This window comes from Lysobacter hankyongensis (assembly GCF_039543145.1).
GTDB lineage: Bacteria > Pseudomonadota > Gammaproteobacteria > Xanthomonadales > Xanthomonadaceae > Lysobacter_I > Lysobacter_I hankyongensis.
Genome location: NZ_BAABJE010000002.1, coordinates 77,523 through 94,997, shown reverse-complemented (window position 1 = coordinate 94,997; position 17,475 = coordinate 77,523). Strand labels below are relative to the sequence as shown.

The window sequence follows — 17,475 nt, the reverse complement described above, 5'->3', positions numbered from 1 at the left end:
CGTATGCGGCGCCTTCGCCCGGAAAGGCGATTTTTTTCGCATCGATCGCATCCCGACTGCATCCGGCGAAGACGTCGCCGCGTAAAGCTCTCCGTACCGGTTCTCCGCGACGCTCCGATCTCCCCTCGGATCGCGGAGACGCCGGTCGCCCTTCCCCCACGGAGAACACACGCGATGAAAACGACACTGCTCACGGCCGCGCTGGCCGCCACCTTCACCCTCGCTTTCGCCGCCCAGGCCGGCCACCACGAGAATCCCATGGTCGGCGGCGCGCCGATGCTGCCGACGAAGGACATCATCGACAACGCGGTCAACTCGAAGGATCACACCACGCTGGTCGCCGCGGTCAAGGCCGCCGGGCTCGTCGAGACGCTGAAAGGCAAGGGCCCGTTCACCGTGTTCGCACCGACCAACGCCGCGTTCGCCGCGCTGCCGGCCGGCACCGTCGACACGCTGCTCAAGCCCGAGAACAAGGGCACGCTGACCGGCGTGCTGACCTATCACGTGGTCCCGGGCCGCATCGACGCCAAGGCCATCGCCGCGAAGATCAAGGCCGGCAACGGCACCGCCACCTACGCGACGGTGCAGGGCGGAACGCTGACCTTCAAGAGCGCGGGCAAGGACGTCTCGGTGACCGACGCGAAGGGCAACACCGCCAAGGTCACCATCGCGAACGTTTACCAGAGCAACGGCGTGATCCACGTGATCGACAAGGTGCTGCTGCCGTAACCGCGGCGAGCCGCATCGAACCCGCTTCTCAAACCTTTTTCTCGAACCCGCTTCTCGAACCAGTTCCTCGAACCGTTTTTCCTATCCGTTTTTGCGACACGGATCCGCGATACGCCTCCCCCCGATGCGTGGTGCTCTGCAGGGCGACTCCGGTCGCCCTGTTTTTTTTTGCGCGTCGTCTGTGTGTGGCCGACCCGTACCTCGCTTGTTCTCGAAATGACTTCGGCATGCCGCCGCCGAATTGTGAAAAAAATGTTTGCAATCCGAAAATGCCGGGTGTAATGTGCGCGCCGATCGCAGCACGCGCTGCACGACCGTCACGAGATTCCGCCGGATTTTCCCGATGAACGCCGCTCTCCATCTCCACCGCCGCCCCGAACCTTCGCGCATCCGCCGCGATGCGATCGGCTGCACGCAGCAGGCGAAATCCGGCTTCGACCGCCGCCAAGACTGATCTTCCTTCGCGGAGATCGGTCGATCCGATCTCCGAGGAACGCGAACGCCCTCGGACGACCTCCGGGGGCGTTTCGTTTGCGGGTTCTCATTCCAACACCCCATCTGCGCGTTCGCATTTCTCCACTCTTCGATCCGCTTCGCCCTGAAGCACCCGGCACCAATCCCCATGCCGAGGCCAAGGGCTGGCTGCCAGCGCATTCGCGTGCGTTGTGGTGCTTCGACGCGGGCGGCGCACGAAGCGGATACTGCCATCGTCGAATCGGGTTGCATCCATGCCGCTGCGTGACGGCGGCCACAACGGCATCCCGCATCGACACGACGACATCGACATACGCGCGCGACCGCGCGCACTGGACAAGACCATGAACGCTTCTTTCCAACTCCTGCATGCCGAAGGCAGCCCGGTGCCGATCAAGGGCTGGGTGAACGGCGTGCCGCTCGAACCCGAGGCGCGACAGCAGTTGCACAACCTCGCGGCCATTCCGTTCGTCGGGCCATGGGTCGCGGTGATGCCGGACGTGCACCTCGGCAAGGGCGCGACCGTGGGCTCGGTCATTCCGACCCGCGGCGCGATCATCCCGGCGGCGGTCGGCGTCGACATCGGTTGCGGCATGGCCGCGGTGCGGACCACGCTGCGCGCCGAGGATCTGCCGGACTCGCTCGCGCAGCTGCGCAATTCGATCGAACGCAGCGTGCCGGTGGGCAACGGCAACGGCGGCGAACACCGCCGGCTGCCGGACAGCCTCGAAACCCGGCTCGCGCAATCCGGGCTGGCGCAACGGCTCGATGCGATCAAGGCGAAACACCGGCAGATCCGCACCGACAAGCTGGACCGGCAGATCGGCACGCTCGGCGGCGGCAACCACTTCATCGAGATCTGCCTGGACGAAGCGGGCGCGGTGTGGGTGATGCTGCACTCGGGCTCGCGCGGCACCGGCAACCTGATCGGCACCTATTTCATCGAACGCGCGCGTCGGGAACTGGAACGCCGGACGCTGGGCTTCCATCTGCCGCATCGCGATCTGGCGTTCTTCATGGAAGGCGAGGCGCTGTTCGACGATTACGTGGAAGCGGTGTCGTGGGCGCAGGACTACGCCCGCGCCAACCGCGAGGCGATGATGGCGCGGGTCCTGCACGAAATGCGTCACCGTCTGCCGAAGTTCCAGCTCGACAGGATGGCGGTGAACTGCCATCACAACTACGTGCAGCGCGAGGAACACTTCGGCGAATCCCTGCTGGTCACCCGCAAGGGCGCGGTCAGCGCACGCGCGGGCGAACTCGGGATCATCCCGGGCAGTATGGGCGCGAAGAGCTACATCGTCCGCGGCAAGGGCAACCCGGACAGCTTCTGTAGTTGCAGCCACGGCGCGGGCCGGACGATGAGCCGGACCGCGGCGAAGCAGACCATCACGCTGAAGCAGCACCGCGAGGCCACCGCGCACGTCGAATGCCGCAAGGACCCGGGCGTGATCGACGAATCGCCGGCCGCGTACAAGGACATCGACGCGGTGATGGCGGCGCAGTCCGATCTGGTCGAAGTCGTGCACACCCTCCGCCAGGTGGTCTGCATCAAGGGGTGAGGCACAGCGCTTGCGCGGCACTGCCGCGCGCTGTGCCGAACGCCCGCACAAGGATGTGCGGGCCGGGCGACCCGAAGCCGCAACGCATCGCCATGGATGGCATCACGGCAATGATCGAATGCCACGGACGCTTGCGCGGCACTGCCGCGCAGTTGTCCCGAACGCCCGCACAGGGATGTGCGGGCCGGGCGACCCGAAGCCCGCAACGCATCGCCATGGATGGCATCGATTCAACGATGGAAACGGTCTCGCTCGCGCATCCGGGCAACAGAACTCTCTGCCAGGGTACTGGCCAAGTCAGGGGAGCCCCCTGTGGGAGCGACGGAAGTCGCGACGCTTTCCCGAGCGGCATGACCCGCTGGTTGACCCGCAGTTCGTCGCGACTTCCGTCGCTCCCACAGGGTCTTCGGCAACATGCCCGGTCGAGCGGCCTGAGTTCGCTGCTTTTTCGTGAAACAGCAATCCGCTGTTCAACCGCCGAATGACGGGTCAGGGCGCTCTACCGATGCTCCGGCCGAACGCGTTGAACAGGCGCTCACGCCTCGACCGTTTCCGCGTTGCGCTCCTGCTGCTGCAGCCGCCACATCTGCGCGTAGGCGCCTTCGCGCGCGAGCAGTTCGGCATGGCGGCCACGCTCGACGATCCGGCCCTGGTCCATCACCAGGATCTCGTCGGCGTTCATCACCGTCGACAGTCGATGCGCGATCACGATCGTGGTGCGACCCTCGGCGATCCGATCGAGCTCGGCTTGGATCGCCTGTTCGGATTTCGAGTCCAGCGCCGACGTCGCTTCGTCGAAGATCAGGATCGCGGGATTCTTGAGCAGCGCGCGCGCGATCGCGACCCGCTGCTTCTCGCCGCCGGACAGCTTCAGGCCGCGCTCGCCGACTTCGGTGTCGTAACCGTCCGGCAGACGCAGGATGGCGTCGTGGATATGCGCGGCCTTCGCCGCGGCTTCCACTTCCTCGCGGCTCGCATCGGGACGGCCGTAGAGGATGTTGTAGTGGATGGTGTCGTTGAACAGCACGGTGTCCTGCGGCACGATCGCGATCGCCTTGCGCAGCGAAGCCTGGGTGTAGTCGCGCAGATCGCGCAGCGCGCCGTCGTCGCCTTCGATCGCGATCCGACCAGAATCCACGTCGTAGAACCGGTACAGCAGGCGGCCGAGCGTGGATTTGCCCGAGCCCGAATGCCCGACCACCGCCACGGTGCCGCCGGCCGGCACTTCGAAATCGATCTCGCGCAGGATCTCGCGGCGCGGGTCGTAACCGAAGCGGACCTTCTCGAACGTAACCCGCGGGCGATGCGCCTGCAGCGGCACCGCATCGTCGCGATCCTTCACGTCGAGATTCTCGTCGAGCAGGCCGAACAGGCGTTCGAGATTGGTGAAGGCCTGCTTCACCTCGCGATACATCATGCCGAGCAGGTTCAGAGGCGCCGACAGTTGCAGCAGCACCGCATTGACGAACACCAGCCCGCCGATGGTCATCGTGCCGTCGACCACGCCCGCGGCCGCGCGCCACATCATCGCGGTCACGCCCAGCGACACGATCGTGACCTGGCCGAGGTTGAGCAGACCGAGGGTCTTGCGGCTCATCACCTGCGCTTCCTCGCGATGCTGCAGGCTCATGTCGTAACGCCGCGCTTCGTGCTCTTCGTTGCCGAAGTACTTCACCGTCTCGTAGTTCAGCAGCGAGTCCACCGCGCGCTCGTTGGCGCGGGTATCGGCCTCGACCGCGGCGCGGTAGTAGCGCGTGCGCCATTCGGTGATCATGAAGGTGAAGACCATGTAGGCGACCAGCGTCGCCAGCACGATCGCCGCGAATCCCCAGTCGTACATCCACACCAGCACGCCGGTGACGAGCACGATCTCGAACAGGGTCGGCAGGATGGTGTAGATCATCCAGTCCAGCAGATCGGCGATCGCGGTGCCGCCGCGTTCGACGTCGCGGGCGACGCCGCCGGTGCGGCGCGCCAGGTGGAACCGCAGCGACAGCGCGTGCAGATGGCGGAAGACCTGCAGCGTCACCCGCCGCGACACCCGCGCCATCACCCGCGCGAACACGATCTGCCGCACCTCGGTGAACAGGGTCATGCCCACGCGCGACGCGCCGTAGGCGAGCAGCAGTCCCACCGGCATGACCAGGGCCACCGACGCCTGTTCCATGCCCAGCGCATCGACCAGTTTCTTGAGCACCATCGGCACCGCGAGACCCGCCAGTTTCCCGGCGACGACCAGGCCCAGCGCGAACAGGATCCGGCCCATGAACGGGCGCAGATACGGGGTGAGCTCGCGCAGGATCTGCCATTCGCCGCGGGCGGTGGCGGATTGGGCGACGACCAGCGGCGAGGTCTGTTCGGCGGTCTGCGGTGCGACGGGGGGCGTGGTCATCGCATCATCATGAGGGCGCGCGACCGGGAATCAAAGCTGATGGCCTCGCCGGCAGCCCATGTCAGGATGCAGGAAAGCGTCGCGCTTTGCCGGATGGGCCGCGGGCGTGGTTCACTGTGGCCATGGCCGTTTACGTCGACAACGCTGTGTTCCGCTGGCGCGGCCGGCGCTGGGCGCATCTCATGGCCGACGAACTGGACGAACTGCACGCCTTCGCCGCGCGCCTGGGCATTCCGCGTCGCGCCTTCCAGGACAAGCGCAGCGGCGCGCACTACGACATCGACAGCGCCCTGCGCGAACGCGCGCTGACGCTGGGTGCGACCCCGGTGTCGCGGCACGAGGACCGCACCCGGATGCGCGCGATCATCGCCAACGCGCGGCGGCAATGGAGCGGCCACGCAACCGGCGGCGCCGATGACGCCTCCTGACATCGACCCGTCCCCGCCTTCCGCCCGGAGCCCCGCATGCCCGATTTCGACCTGACCCCGCCCACCGCCGACCAGCGCGTCGCGCTCGCCGCCGCGCTCTCGCCCGAGGAACGCCGCGTGCTGCTGTCGCACGGCACCGAGGCGCCGTTCTGCGGCGTGTTCCTCGACAACAAGCGCGAGGGCGCCTACGTCTGCCGTTTCTGCGGACTACCGTTGTTCCGTTCCAGCACGAAATTCGATTCCGGCACCGGCTGGCCGAGTTTCTTCGCGCCCTTCGCCACCGAACACGTGAAGAACATCCGCGACACCAGCCACGGCATGGTCCGGATCGAGATCGTCTGCGCACGCTGCGAGTCGCACCTCGGCCACGTCTTTCCCGACGGCCCGCGGCCGACCGGCCTTCGTTATTGCCTGAATTCGGTGTCGCTGGGTTTCGTGGGCGAGGGCGAACCCCTGCCCGACCCGCTGGCGCGCGGCGAGACCGCGTTCTGAGTCGCGGCCGGGCCGCGGCGGCCCGGGGTATCCTATGCGCCTTCCGCATCTCGCCCGTTGCCCGCCATGACCGACACGCTTCCCGACCGCCTCTCCAACGATCCGCGCAGCCCGTTCTACGATGCAGCCCTGCTGGAACGCGGGATCGGCATCCGCTTCAACGGCGTCGAGCGCACCAATGTCGAGGAATACTGCGTCAGCGAAGGCTGGGTCCGCGTCATCGCCGGCAAGGCGCTCGACCGTCGCGGCCAGCCGATGACGATGAAGGTCAAGGGCACGGTCGAACCGTATCTGCGCGGCGCGGAGTGATCCGCTCCGGATCGATCCGCCAATCGATCCAGCTTATTTCGCCGTCGCGCCACCGAGGTGGCGCGAGAGGAACGCCAGCAGCCTCGTGTAGTACTCGCGCCGGTGCTCCTCGGTGTAGAAACCGTGGCCTTCGTACGGGTAGTACAGGGTTTCCACCGGCACGCCGGCGTTCTTCAGCGCCTTCTCCATGCGTTCGGTGTGCTCGATCGGCGCCTGCCGGTCCTTGCCGCCCGCGGCGAGGAACACCGGGGCCCTGATCCGGTCGGCCAGCGCGGTGGGCGACACGGCGCCCAGGCCATCGCGCGGACCGATCCAAGCGTCGGCCCAGTTGCCCATACCGCCACCGCGCTTCGATACGTCGCGATGCAACTTTTCCAGGTCGTACACGCCGACATAGCCCACCGCACAGCGGTACAGGTCGGGCTCGGTGGCGGCGCCCATCAACGCGGCGTAACCGCCATAGCTGGCGCCGTAGATGCAGACGCGCGCCGGATCCGCGATCTTCTGCGCGATGACCCAACGCGTGGCGTCGGTGAGATCCTGCTGCATCCTGCCGCCCCATTCGCGGGCGCCGGCATGCATGAATGCGCGCCCGTAGTTGCCGGATCCCCGATAGTTCACCCGCAGCACGGCATAGCCGGCTTCGGCCAGCAATTGCGCGTCGTCGTCGAACCAGGGGGTGTCGAACTCGCCGAACGGGCCGCCGTGCGGCAGCACGACCAGCGGCAAACCCGCATCCCGGGGGCTCGACAGCGGCAGCGTCAGGTAACCATGCAACATCAGACCGTCGCGCGCCGGAATCTCCACGCTGCGCGTGGGCGGACGCTGGTCGGGATCGAACCAGAGACGCCGGCTGAACACCGGATCGACCTTCTTCGCGACGGTGTCGTAGAGATAGAAATCGCCCGGGTTGCGGTCGCTCCATACCGCGAACAGCAGCAGCCGGCCGTCGTCGGTGGCCGATGTCAGCAGGACGGTGTGCCCCGGGAACGCCTTCTCCAGCTGGCGGTAATATTTCGCGGTCGGCTCTGCCGGATCGAAGAATCGGGTGCTGCTGGTGCCATGCACGTACAGCGCACCGACCGGCGTGTCCCCGTCGACCGCCTCCAGCAGCGCATGGGGATCGGCCACGGGATCGCGCAACAGCTCGGTGCGCGCGCCGGTCGCGGTGTCCATCGCCATGACGACATCCGGCCCGCGTGCCTGCTCGACCTGCAGGTACGCGATCCTGCCATCCGGCGAAAATCCCATCGCGATCTCCCGCACGCCGCTGACGGACTCGTCGTTGATCAGGCGCCACGGTTTGTTGCCGGCATCGCGGTAATACAGCTTGCTGAGATTGTCCTTGCCGCCGCCGCGCGCGAAGCGCGCATGGCCGCGCTGGTCGCTGGTGAACACGGCATTGGTCACCGGTGCCGCGGACACCGGCGCGCGCACGCCGGTGTAGACGTTCATCTTTTCGAGCGATGTCTCGGTCTGCGCGCCGTAGGGCACGACCGTGATCAACACGTTGTCGGGGTCCGCACGCAAGGTATCGTGCAACAGCGCGTAGCTGTAATCGGTCGGCCCGGTCAACCATATGGAACGCGAACCGTCGGCATCGATCGCGACGAGTTCGCCGGTCGCCGACGGGACATCGTTGCGGCCGTATTTCCTGGCCATGCCGGCCATCACGCGATGGTCGTTGACCCACCAGAAGTCGGCAACGACGGTGTCTTCCTTGTCTTCGATCTTGGCGATGGGCTTCTTGTCGGCGCGGCGGATCACCACCAGGATGGTGCGGTCTTCCAGCGGCACCGTCGCCGCATAGTATTCGCCGGTGGGCGAGATCTTGATCTGCAGATACGCGTCCCTGCGCAGAAAGGGCGCCAGATCGACGGGGGCCACGGATGCGGCTGCGGTGGCTGCCGGTTCGGCGGCGGACAGCGCGCCTGCCCACAACAGCAGCGCACAGCTCCCTGCGCGAAACAGACCTCGGATCATCGACGCATTCCCCTGCGTTTCGGCTCGCGAGGAGGATAAACGACGCGGGCGGGCGCGGGTCGCGACGCAAACGAAACGGGCCGGCGAGGCCGGCCCGTCGTGCGTCCAGTGGAAGATTTACCAGCGGCCCGGGGGATCAGCGGCGAAACCGTTCGGGAAGGCCTGCGGCTGGCCGCGACGGTAGCCGTCGTCGTAACGGTAGGGGCGCGGCATCACGCCCATCGCGACCAGGTTCGGAATGTCGTCGTAGCGGACCTGCACCACCTGTGCCGGGGTGCGCGAGGCGCGGACGAAATCGGTGCGGCTGACCGGCGCCCATTCGCGCTGGCCGTGGCCGGTGCCGATGCTCTGGCCGACGCCGCTGGCCGAATCGGCGGCTTCGGCGGCGCGACGCGAGGCCTGCGGCGCGGCGGCGGGCGCCGATTTGCTTTCGTTGCGGCCGCGATAACGGTCGTCGTATTCGTTGTCGCGGGCGACCGGCGGCGCGTAATACGGTTGCGGCTGCGCGCGTTCGCGGAAGACCGCCACGCCGATCACGCCGACGTTGTCGGGGCGGCCGGTGCGCGCGGCATAGCTGTCGGGCAGGTCGGTGAAGTAGAACTGGGCGACGTCCTGCCACGATTTGCGCCAGCCGGTGATCTCGGTGCTCTGCCACGGGCCCAGCACGTAACCGGTCTGGTTGGCGGCGGCGGTTTCGCCGCTGATGGCGTTCACGCCATCCACCGACAGCACCACGAGCACGCGCTCGCCGGTGGTGTTGGTCAGGCGCACGCCGTAGCGGTGGCCCGGAGTGCCCGGCACCCAGTCGCGGCCGCGGTGGCGGTATTCGGGCAGCCATTCGCCGGTATCGCGGTCGACGATGTCCACATCGACCAGCGGCTGCGCCGACAGCGGCGCGCAGGCGGTGGCGGAAACGAGGGCGGCGAGCAGCAGGGCGGTGGGGCGCAACATGACGGGGCTCCGTGTGGGATGTCCGGTTCGGACACCCCCATGAACGCGCAGGCCCGATGAACGGGGTTGCAGCCGCAGCGGCGAATGGGACGCCCGCATTCAGCCGCGGGTAAACTGACCGGCCGCTTCCGCTGCCGACCCGATTCCGCCGCCCCATGACTTCCACGCGCATCCTCACCGGCATCACCACCTCGGGCACGCCGCACCTGGGCAACTACGTCGGCGCGATCCGCCCGGCGGTGGCCGCCAGCCGCAGCCCCGACGTGCAGAACTTCTATTTCCTGGCCGACCTCCATGCGCTGATCAAGGTGCAGGACCCGACCAAGGTGCAGCGTTCGACGCTGGAGATCGCCGCGAGCTGGCTGGCCTGCGGCCTGCAGCCGGACCAGGACCGCGTGTGGTTCTATCGCCAGAGCGACGTCGTCGAAACCACCGAGCTGACCTGGTTCCTGACCTGCGTGGCCGGCAAGGGCATCCTCAACCGCGCGCACGCCTACAAGGCCGCGGTCGACCGCAACCGCGCCGAAGGCGAGGACGACGACAACGCGATCACCGCCGGCCTGTTCATGTATCCGGTGCTGATGGCCGCGGACATCCTGATCTTCAACGCGCACAAGGTGCCGGTGGGCCGCGACCAGATCCAGCACATCGAGATGGCGCGCGATTTCGCGCAGCGCTTCAACCATCTGTACGGCGAGCCGGTCGGCAAGACCTTCTTCACGTTGCCGGAAGCGGCGATCGAGGAACACGTCGCCACCCTGCCCGGCCTCGACGGCCGCAAGATGTCGAAGAGCTACGACAACACCATCCCGCTGTTCGCCCCGCGCGAGCAGCTGAAGAAGCTGATCTTCTCGATCGTCACCGATTCGCGCGCACCGGGCGAAGCGAAGGACACCGAGGGCTCGGCGCTGTTCCAGCTCTATCAGGCGTTCGCGAGCGCCGAGGAGACCGCGGCGATGCGCGCCGCCTTCGCCGACGGCATCGGCTGGGGCGATGCGAAGCAGACGCTGTTCGACCGCATCGACCAGGAAGTCGCGCCGCTGCGCGAACGCTACAACGAGCTGATGGCGAAACCCGCGGTCATCGAGGAACAACTGCGCGACAACGCCGTCGCGCTGCGCGAACGCCACGCCACCCCACTGCTGCGCACGCTGCGCGAAGCGGTGGGACTGCGCGATCTCTCGAAGGCCGGCGATGCGCCGAAGGCCGAGAAGGAGAAAACCGCTGCGCTGCCGCAGTTGAAGCAGTATCGCGAAAAGGACGGGAAGTTCTATTTCAAGCTGGCCGACGGCGACGCCGTGCTGTTGCAGAGCATCGGCTTCGAGAACCCGAAGGATGCCGGCGCCTGGGTCGCGCGCTTCAGGCAGGAAGGCGGCGCTGCGTTGTCGGCGGCGACAGCCATCATCGCAGTGCAGACGCCGGAAGCCGGCGCCGCGCTGGATGCGCTCAAGCGCGCCGAAGACGAACGCGCGCAAAGCAAGACCGGCTGAGAGACCGCACGCCATGCACCCCACCGTCGAACTCAACCTCGCCCTGATCCTGTTCCTGCCGTGGTTCCTGATCCTCGGCGCGCTGTACTGGATCTACCCGCGCCGACCGCGCCCCGCCGCACGGATCGTGTTCGACCTGGGCGCACTTGCGCTCGCGACGGCCGCGTTCCTGCTGTCGATGCACTGGTCGATGGAGATCGCGGACCGTCGGCACGGCCACATGTGGCCGCAGGTGCTGGCGACTTCGGTCGGTTACGGCGTGTGGCTGGCGATGATGACACTGGCGTTCTTCGTGCGCCGGGCGTGGCTGCGCCGGCGCGGCTGAGTTTCCGCATCCTCTTTTTCATTCAAGGCACGCGCGCATGACCGCATCCCTTTCCGACACCGCCGCACGCCTGCGCGAGGTGGTGCAGACCGCCACCCGCGGCATGGTCGGCCGCGAACAGCTGGCCGAACTGATCGTGCTGGCGGCGGTGGCGCAGGAACATCTGCTGGTGATCGGCCCGCCGGGCACCGCGAAGAGCGCGATCGTGCGCCGGGTCGCGGGCGCGCTGGGCGGACGCTATTTCGAATACCTGCTGGGGCGCTTCACCGAACCGTCGGAACTGTTCGGGCCGGTGGACCTGCGCAAGCTGCGCGAGGGCGTGGTGGAAACCGACGTGACCGGCATGCTGCCGGAAGCGGACGTGGTGTTCCTCGACGAAGTGTTCCTCGGTTCGACCGCCGTGCTGAACACGCTGCTGGGCATTCTCAACGAACGCCGCTTCCGCCGCGGCCAGACCGTGCACCAGTGCCCGCTGCGCGTGTGCGTGGGCGCGGCGAACGCATTGCCGGACGACGAGTCGCTGGCCGCGTTCGCCGATCGCTTCCTGCTGCATCTGTTCGTGGAACCGGTGCCGGACAACCAGCTGGAAGCGCTGCTGCGCGGCGGCTGGGACAGCGAGCGCGTGCCGACCGCGCCCTGCGCCGATCTGTCGCAGCTGGGTGCGCTGTGCGATGCGGTGGCCACGGTGGCGATGGACGACGCGCGCGGCGCGCTGGCCGCGGCCGTGCGCCAGCTGCGCGCGGCGGGACTGGGGCTGTCGGACCGGCGGATCGTGAAGGCGCAGCGGCTGGTGGCCGCGGCGACCGTGCTGGCCGGACGCACGCGCGCCACCGAAGCCGATCTGTGGCCGCTGTTCTACGTGATGCCGACCCAGCAGAGTCAGCTGAGCGCGCGCGAAGCGCTGCGCGACCGGCTGGCGGTGGCGGCGCATCCGACCCTGCACGCGGCGGTGGAACAGGCGACGCTGCAGCCGATGTCGCGGGTGTCTCGCCTGATCGAAGCCGCGCGCGACTGTCTCGACGGCGATCACGCACCCACGGTGAAAGCGACCCTCGCCGAAGCGCTGCTGCGCGAGATCGACGCGAACTTCGCCACCGACGCCTTGCCGTCCGCGCTGGCCGAGACCCGCGCGCGATTGGCGGCGGTGGCGTCGGCCGCGGATTGAGCGACGCCGCGGCGATGCGCTGGCGTTGGCGCGAGGAAACCGATGTGCCGAGCGCGACCGGCGTGGTCGGCTGCGGTGCGGTGGCGCGCGCGCTGTTCGCGAAGGCGCATGCGGCGGCGATCGCATGCGAGGGCCGACAGGCGACGGTGCCGTGGCAGGTCACCGCGCATCAGGATCTGCTGCTGTTGACCGGCCCCGCCGATGCCCTGCCCTGGGTGGCGGGCGCGCGTTACGCCGCGCCGCGCGCCGATGCGCCGACGCTGTGGCTGCCGACGCTGCAGCGGCCCGACATCGCGCTGGATCTGCTGGCGGCGGCGATCGCGCGCAGGTATCCGCAGAAGCCGCTGCTGCTCTGGCCCGATCCGGCGCAGTTGGTGCCGCTGCATCGGCTGCTGCCGGCCGATACCGCGGTGCTGGCGCGGATCGCCGCGCACTGGGACGCGTCATGAGCGATGCGCGCACACCGCTGCCCGCGCCGGTGACGTTGCCGGCCGCGCTGCGCCCGTGGCGACCATGGCTGGAATGGCTGTCGCCGGAACAGATCGCCGCGATGGGCGATCTGCTGCCGCGACTGGAGGCCGCGCTCGGCGCGTTCCGCGGACCGCGGCTGCGCGGCGACGAGGAACCGGTCGGGATCGACGATCTGCGGCGACGCGGCCCGTACCACCGGTTGCTGCTCAGCGAATGGGCCGTGGCCGACGCGGCGCCGGACGAATTCCTGCGCCGTGCGAGCAGCGGCGAACATCTGTTCCTGTCGCCGCGCCGCGAAGTGCGCAGGGCCGATGCGCGGATCGTGGCGCTGTTCGACACCGGTCCGGCGCAGCTGGGCGCACCGCGGCTGGTGCAGGTCGCGCTGTGGATCCTGCTCGCACGACGCGCGGAGGCGGCCGGTCTGGAATTCCGCTGGGGCACGCTGGCCGAACCGACGGCACTGCATCCCGCGGAAAGCCCGCAGCGCCTGAAGGCGTTCCTGGCGCGGCGCACGCTGGTGCATGCGGATGCGGCGGCCACGACGGCGTGGCGTGCGGCACTGGCCGGCGACCGCCGCGGCCACGGCGAATGCTGGCGGATCGGCGACGTCGCGGCCGTTGCGCAGGAGCGCGACGATTTCACCCATCGCGTCGACATCCGTCGCGAATGGCTGGGCGCGCTGGCGGTGACGATCGCGGGACCCGGCGGCCGTCGCGACGTGGCCCTGCCGCTGCCGCCCACCGGCGCGGCGGCGAAACTGCTGCGCGGCCAGTTCGCGTTCGAGGTGACGCCGGTTCCGGTCGAAGAAGAGGCGCGGGGCGCGCGGCTGTCGCTGCGCCAGCCGCCGTTGATCGGACCCGGCGGCGAACGCATCGCGGTGCCGCTGCTCGACGAAAGCATGGCGATGCTCTACACGCTGCCGCGACACGACGGCGAGGTGCGGACCGGTGCGCGATCGATGGCGTGGACGCGCGGCCGCGAGCTGCTGTGCGCCGCGCTGGGCACGAAACATTTCGCGGGCATCATCGCCGACCGGGAACATCTGCATTTCTGGAATTTCGAGGGTTTCCGCACCCGCGTCCGCCCCGACAACCGCGAGTTCCAGGCGCCGCCGGGACAGGCGCACTGGCGCCCCTGCGTGTGGCTCACCGGCACGCGCAAGCCGCACGACGTCTACGTGCTCGACGGCGCCGGGCATCTGTTGCGCTGGCGCGGCGATCCCGCGCGCGGCCAGGGCACGGCGGCGCAGCACGAGGTGTTCGAGCACGACGTGCTGGCGATCGCGCGCGCGGACGGCGAACGCCTCGTCTACGTCCGCTACGGTCGTCAACGCATGGAACTGGTGATGCACGATCGCTTCACCACCGTGGATCGCGTGATCGGCGAAGGCGAGGCCCCGCGACGCCCGGTGCGGACCTGGATCCATGGCAACGTCGCGTCGGGCGCGCGCGGCGGCAACGTGAACTGGTCCGGCGCCTGGTGCATCCCGGAACACGGCAGCGGCGACGGCGGCGCATGGATGGTCTTCGAGCGCCGCGGCTACGGCAACATCTGCAGGCAGGTGCGGATCGCGGTCGGCGCGAAGTGGCAGGTGTTCGGCCTGGTGCGATCGCCGGACAGCGCCGATTACGGCCTGGTCGCGCTGTCGCCGGACCGGCGCCGTCTGATGCTGATCGGTGCGGAGGAGCAGTGGCTGCTGTATCACGCCGACGTGCCGATCGCGACGGTCGGCGTGGGCAGCGATTGCGACGTGGTGGCGGCGGTCACCGAGCATCGGCGGCTGGTGGTGATCACGCCCGGAGGCCAGCGCCCGATGGCGTGGAACGGCGAAGGCGAGGTGCTGGATGCGGACTGACGCCGACGCCATCGACGCGGTCGCGAACGACGACGCGGTGCGCCTGCCGCTGTGGCGCGGCGTGCAACCGGTCGCGGCGCTGTGGTTCGATGCCGCGCGCTTCGACGAGATCGCGCGCGTGGCGCGCATGCTCGGCGCATGGCGCAGCGGCGCGCAGGCGCTGCGGTTCGCCGACGGCGACCTGTTGCGCTTTCCGCAGGCGACGCTCGCCGACTGCGCGACGCTGCCCGGGCTGGCGCTGTGCGCGCTGCGGCATGATTCGGGCAAGCACGATTCGGGCAGGCACGATTCGGGCAGACACGATGCCGGCGCGCAGGGCCCGCTCGGCAGCGCGCCGCTGGCCGCGGACGAATTGCAGCGCGTGCGCGGCTTCGATCTGGTGCTGGTGCGCGGCGCGCGCCCCTGCGGACTGCGCCTCGCCGACGGCGTGCCGCTCGATCTCTCGGTCTGGGTCGAGATCGGCGATTTCACGCTGCACGACACCTTCGACTGCAGCGCGACCCTCGCGCCGCCCGCGCTGCCGGTCCTGCGCGGCAAGGGCGTGCGCGAAGTGCTCGGCGACCGGATTCCGCCGCCCAGCGAAGAACGCGAAGAATTCCTGAAACGGATCCTCGCCGACGCACGCACGCGCCAGCGCACGCCGATCGCGACGGCCGACGGCCGGCGCACGGGCGAGGATCTGTTCGGTCGCGTGCTGCGCTGGCTCGGCAGCGGCGCGCACGGCATGCCCGGCAAAAGCGCGTCGGGGCACGGGGTGGCCGCGGGCGGCGGTGTACAGGCCCGGCGCGCGCCGACGCCGCCGTCGGCGCTGCGCGACGCGCTGACCCGGCTGGCCATCGCCACCCGCGCGTCGCGCCTGATCGGCTGGCGCCAGGGCGCGTATCTGCGGCGGATGATGAAACGCTTCGAGGACGGCGATCTCGGCGAAGCATTGCGCCATGCGCTGCCGATCGACGCCACCGGCGCTTCGCTGGGACAGGCCTTCGGCACGCCCGGGCGTCGCGGCGACCTGCGCCTGGGCACCGACACGGGCCCCAGCGTCAACGTGCATCTCGACGAGATGGTGCGCGCGCATCTGCGCGAGATGTATCGCCGCAGTTTCGAGCGACTGGATCGCGAGGGCCGCATCGACGAAGCGGTGTTCGTGCTCGGCGAACTGCTGAACGCGCGCCAGGAATGCCTGGACTATCTGGAGCGCCACGACCGGCACGCGCAGGCGGCGGAGCTGTCGATGGCCTGGGACATGCCGGCGGCCACGACGGTGCGGCTGTTGCTGCTCGCAGGGGATTGGACCCGCGCGGTGCAGATCGCGCGCCGCGACGGCGTGTTCGCCTCCGCGGTGTCCGCGATGGAACAGCAGCATCCGGAACAGGCGCGGAAACTGCGCCTGCTCTGGGGGGAATCGCTGGCGGATCGCGGCGAGTGGCTGGCGGCGATGGACGCGGTGTGGCCGCTGCCCGAAGCGCGCGCGCTGGCCATCGAATGGCTGCGCATCGCCGAGGAGGCCGGCGAAACGCTGTCGGCGCGCGCGCTGGTGCGTCGCGCCGAACGGCTGCCGGACACCCTGGAACGCCATGGCGACCGCATCCGCGCGCTGGCGCGGCCGGGCGACGATCCCGCCGATACGGAGGCCGCCGCCGAGGCGCGCTCCGCGCTGGCCGAAGCATTGCTGACCGCGCCGCAGCGCACGCCGGCGATCGCCGCGATCGCCAACGCGCTCCTGCCGGCGATCGCGGGCGACCGTGCGGCCGGACGCAACCTGCTCGGCAAATCCCGGCTCAACAAACTGCTGAGCTTCGGCGGCGATCCGTATCTCAAGGCCGATCTGCCGGCGTGGTCGCTGCCGCCCGCGTCGCAGCGCACGTCGCTGTGGGAACGCAGATCGGCACGCGCGTTCGCCGCGCCCTCGGCGGGACTGATGGCCATCCACGATGTCGTGCCGCTGCCGGAACGGCGCTATCTGATCGCGCTCGGCGAAGCCGGCGTGGCGGTGGTGGATGCGCGCGGCCGGGTGCAGCAGCGCTATGCGACGCCCGCCGAGAAACTCGTGATCGCGGACAACGGCCTGGTCGCGCTGGCGGTGGCGAGGCGCGAAACGCTGTCGCGGGTGAGCCGGCTCGATCTGGTGCGGCGGACGGTCGCCGATCTGGGCTCGCTGCGCGCGGATGCGCACGCATCGAACTTCGACGGTGCGGCATGGAGCGTGGTCGCCGACAACCGGATCCTGGTGATCGACACCGCGAAGTCGCTGCGCGAGGTGATCTGGCACGTCGGCGATCTGCCCGGCCCGCTGGTCGCGGCGCGCCACGACGCACAGTACGAGCTTTATCTGATGCGCACGCCGCTGGGTTTCGAGCACTGGACTTACCACCTGCCGGCGCGACGGCTGGCCAGCCGCGAAATCGTGAAGCTCGACCCGCAGCGGCCGTGTCTGTTGCTGCCCTTCGGGGGCGTCTGCCAACCGATGCTCGAATCGCTGAGCGAAACCCACCTGCATGTGTCGTTCGACACCCAAAGCCGGCGACGCGAAATCGAGATCGCCGCGGGCGACGGCCGCAGCTTCGGCCACGTCTCTGCGGAACAGATCGGCATCGGCTGCCATGCCGCGCGACAGGGCCTGGTGGTGGCCGTGTCCACGCCGGACCGGACCCATTTCGCCGTCAGCCGCATGGCCGGCGGCGACACCGTCGCGACGGTGGACTGGCCCGCCGGCGCCACGCCGCAGTTCCGCGAAAGCGACGGCCATCTGGTGTTCTTCGACGACGCGGGCCGGATGCTGGACATCCATGCCGACCGCGAGACAGTGACGGCGTTCAGTCTCTGCTGAACGCCGCGCGGCGGCTCACCGG

The 17,475-nt window shown here is 69.1% G+C and carries 15 protein-coding genes; 11 read left to right on the top strand and 4 right to left on the bottom strand.

The features are described from left to right. Window positions 1–174: 174 nt before the first annotated feature. Window positions 175–729, top strand: coding sequence for a fasciclin domain-containing protein (locus ABD974_RS04295; RefSeq protein WP_345302057.1), 555 nt, complete (start codon window positions 175–177; stop codon window positions 727–729). A gap of 28 nt (window positions 730–757) precedes the next feature. On the opposite strand, the gene ABD974_RS04290 is transcribed toward ABD974_RS04295, so the two are convergent. Then, the gene (locus tag ABD974_RS04290; protein ID WP_345302056.1) at window positions 758–1,177 is read right to left on the bottom strand and encodes a hypothetical protein; all 420 of its coding nucleotides are present in this window, start codon (window positions 1,175–1,177) and stop codon (window positions 758–760) included. A gap of 370 nt (window positions 1,178–1,547) precedes the next feature. Between ABD974_RS04290 and ABD974_RS04285 the strand changes: the two genes are divergently transcribed. Next, on the top strand, window positions 1,548–2,765 hold the full coding sequence (locus tag ABD974_RS04285; RefSeq protein ID WP_345302055.1) for an RtcB family protein: 1,218 nt from the start codon (window positions 1,548–1,550) through the stop codon (window positions 2,763–2,765). Between the two features lie 535 nt (window positions 2,766–3,300). On the opposite strand, the gene ABD974_RS04280 is transcribed toward ABD974_RS04285, so the two are convergent. Beyond that, the gene (locus ABD974_RS04280) at window positions 3,301–5,157 is read right to left on the bottom strand and encodes an ABCB family ABC transporter ATP-binding protein/permease (RefSeq protein ID WP_345302054.1); all 1,857 of its coding nucleotides are present in this window, start codon (window positions 5,155–5,157) and stop codon (window positions 3,301–3,303) included. Window positions 5,158–5,279: 122 nt separating this feature from the next. Here ABD974_RS04280 and ABD974_RS04275 point away from each other — a divergent pair, with 122 nt between their 5' ends. The 3 genes from ABD974_RS04275 (at window position 5,280) to ABD974_RS04265 (ending at window position 6,386) form a co-directional block, all read left to right on the top strand. Next, window positions 5,280–5,585 (top strand): DUF4031 domain-containing protein, encoded by a 306-nt coding sequence (locus ABD974_RS04275; RefSeq protein WP_345302053.1) that lies wholly within the window; start codon window positions 5,280–5,282, stop codon window positions 5,583–5,585. A 36-nt stretch (window positions 5,586–5,621) separates the two neighbouring features. Beyond that, window positions 5,622–6,077, top strand: a complete 456-nt coding sequence (gene msrB / locus ABD974_RS04270; RefSeq protein ID WP_345302052.1) for a peptide-methionine (R)-S-oxide reductase MsrB — start codon at window positions 5,622–5,624, stop codon at window positions 6,075–6,077. Between the two features lie 66 nt (window positions 6,078–6,143). Next, window positions 6,144–6,386, top strand: coding sequence for a DUF3297 family protein (locus ABD974_RS04265; protein WP_345302051.1), 243 nt, complete (start codon window positions 6,144–6,146; stop codon window positions 6,384–6,386). Window positions 6,387–6,419: 33 nt separating this feature from the next. Here the strand turns inward: ABD974_RS04265 and ABD974_RS04260 are convergent, their stop codons facing one another. Both ABD974_RS04260 and ABD974_RS04255 read right to left on the bottom strand, forming a co-directional pair. Beyond that, complete coding sequence (locus tag ABD974_RS04260) at window positions 6,420–8,369, bottom strand: S9 family peptidase (protein WP_345302050.1); 1,950 nt, start codon at window positions 8,367–8,369, stop codon at window positions 6,420–6,422. Between the two features lie 117 nt (window positions 8,370–8,486). Beyond that, window positions 8,487–9,320, bottom strand: a complete 834-nt coding sequence (locus tag ABD974_RS04255) for a hypothetical protein (protein ID WP_345302049.1) — start codon at window positions 9,318–9,320, stop codon at window positions 8,487–8,489. A 155-nt stretch (window positions 9,321–9,475) separates the two neighbouring features. Between ABD974_RS04255 and ABD974_RS04250 the strand changes: the two genes are divergently transcribed. The 6 genes from ABD974_RS04250 to ABD974_RS04225 are packed head-to-tail and all read left to right on the top strand — an operon-like array spanning window position 9,476 to window position 17,453. Then, on the top strand, window positions 9,476–10,810 hold the full coding sequence (locus tag ABD974_RS04250) for a tryptophan--tRNA ligase (RefSeq protein ID WP_345302048.1): 1,335 nt from the start codon (window positions 9,476–9,478) through the stop codon (window positions 10,808–10,810). Window positions 10,811–10,823: 13 nt separating this feature from the next. Continuing rightward, window positions 10,824–11,135: a preprotein translocase subunit YajC gene (yajC, locus tag ABD974_RS04245; RefSeq protein WP_345302047.1), complete on the top strand. Its 312-nt coding sequence runs from the start codon at window positions 10,824–10,826 to the stop codon at window positions 11,133–11,135. Window positions 11,136–11,172: 37 nt separating this feature from the next. Beyond that, the gene (locus ABD974_RS04240; RefSeq protein ID WP_345302046.1) at window positions 11,173–12,300 is read left to right on the top strand and encodes an AAA family ATPase; all 1,128 of its coding nucleotides are present in this window, start codon (window positions 11,173–11,175) and stop codon (window positions 12,298–12,300) included. Continuing rightward, window positions 12,297–12,749, top strand: coding sequence for a bpX5 domain-containing protein (locus ABD974_RS04235; protein ID WP_345302045.1), 453 nt, complete (start codon window positions 12,297–12,299; stop codon window positions 12,747–12,749). Before ABD974_RS04240 ends, ABD974_RS04235 begins: the two co-directional genes overlap by 4 nt. Further along, window positions 12,746–14,626, top strand: a complete 1,881-nt coding sequence (locus ABD974_RS04230; RefSeq protein WP_345302044.1) for a hypothetical protein — start codon at window positions 12,746–12,748, stop codon at window positions 14,624–14,626. Before ABD974_RS04235 ends, ABD974_RS04230 begins: the two co-directional genes overlap by 4 nt. Further along, window positions 14,616–17,453, top strand: a complete 2,838-nt coding sequence (locus ABD974_RS04225; RefSeq protein ID WP_345302043.1) for a bpX6 domain-containing protein — start codon at window positions 14,616–14,618, stop codon at window positions 17,451–17,453. Before ABD974_RS04230 ends, ABD974_RS04225 begins: the two co-directional genes overlap by 11 nt. Window positions 17,454–17,475: the final 22 nt, after the last annotated feature.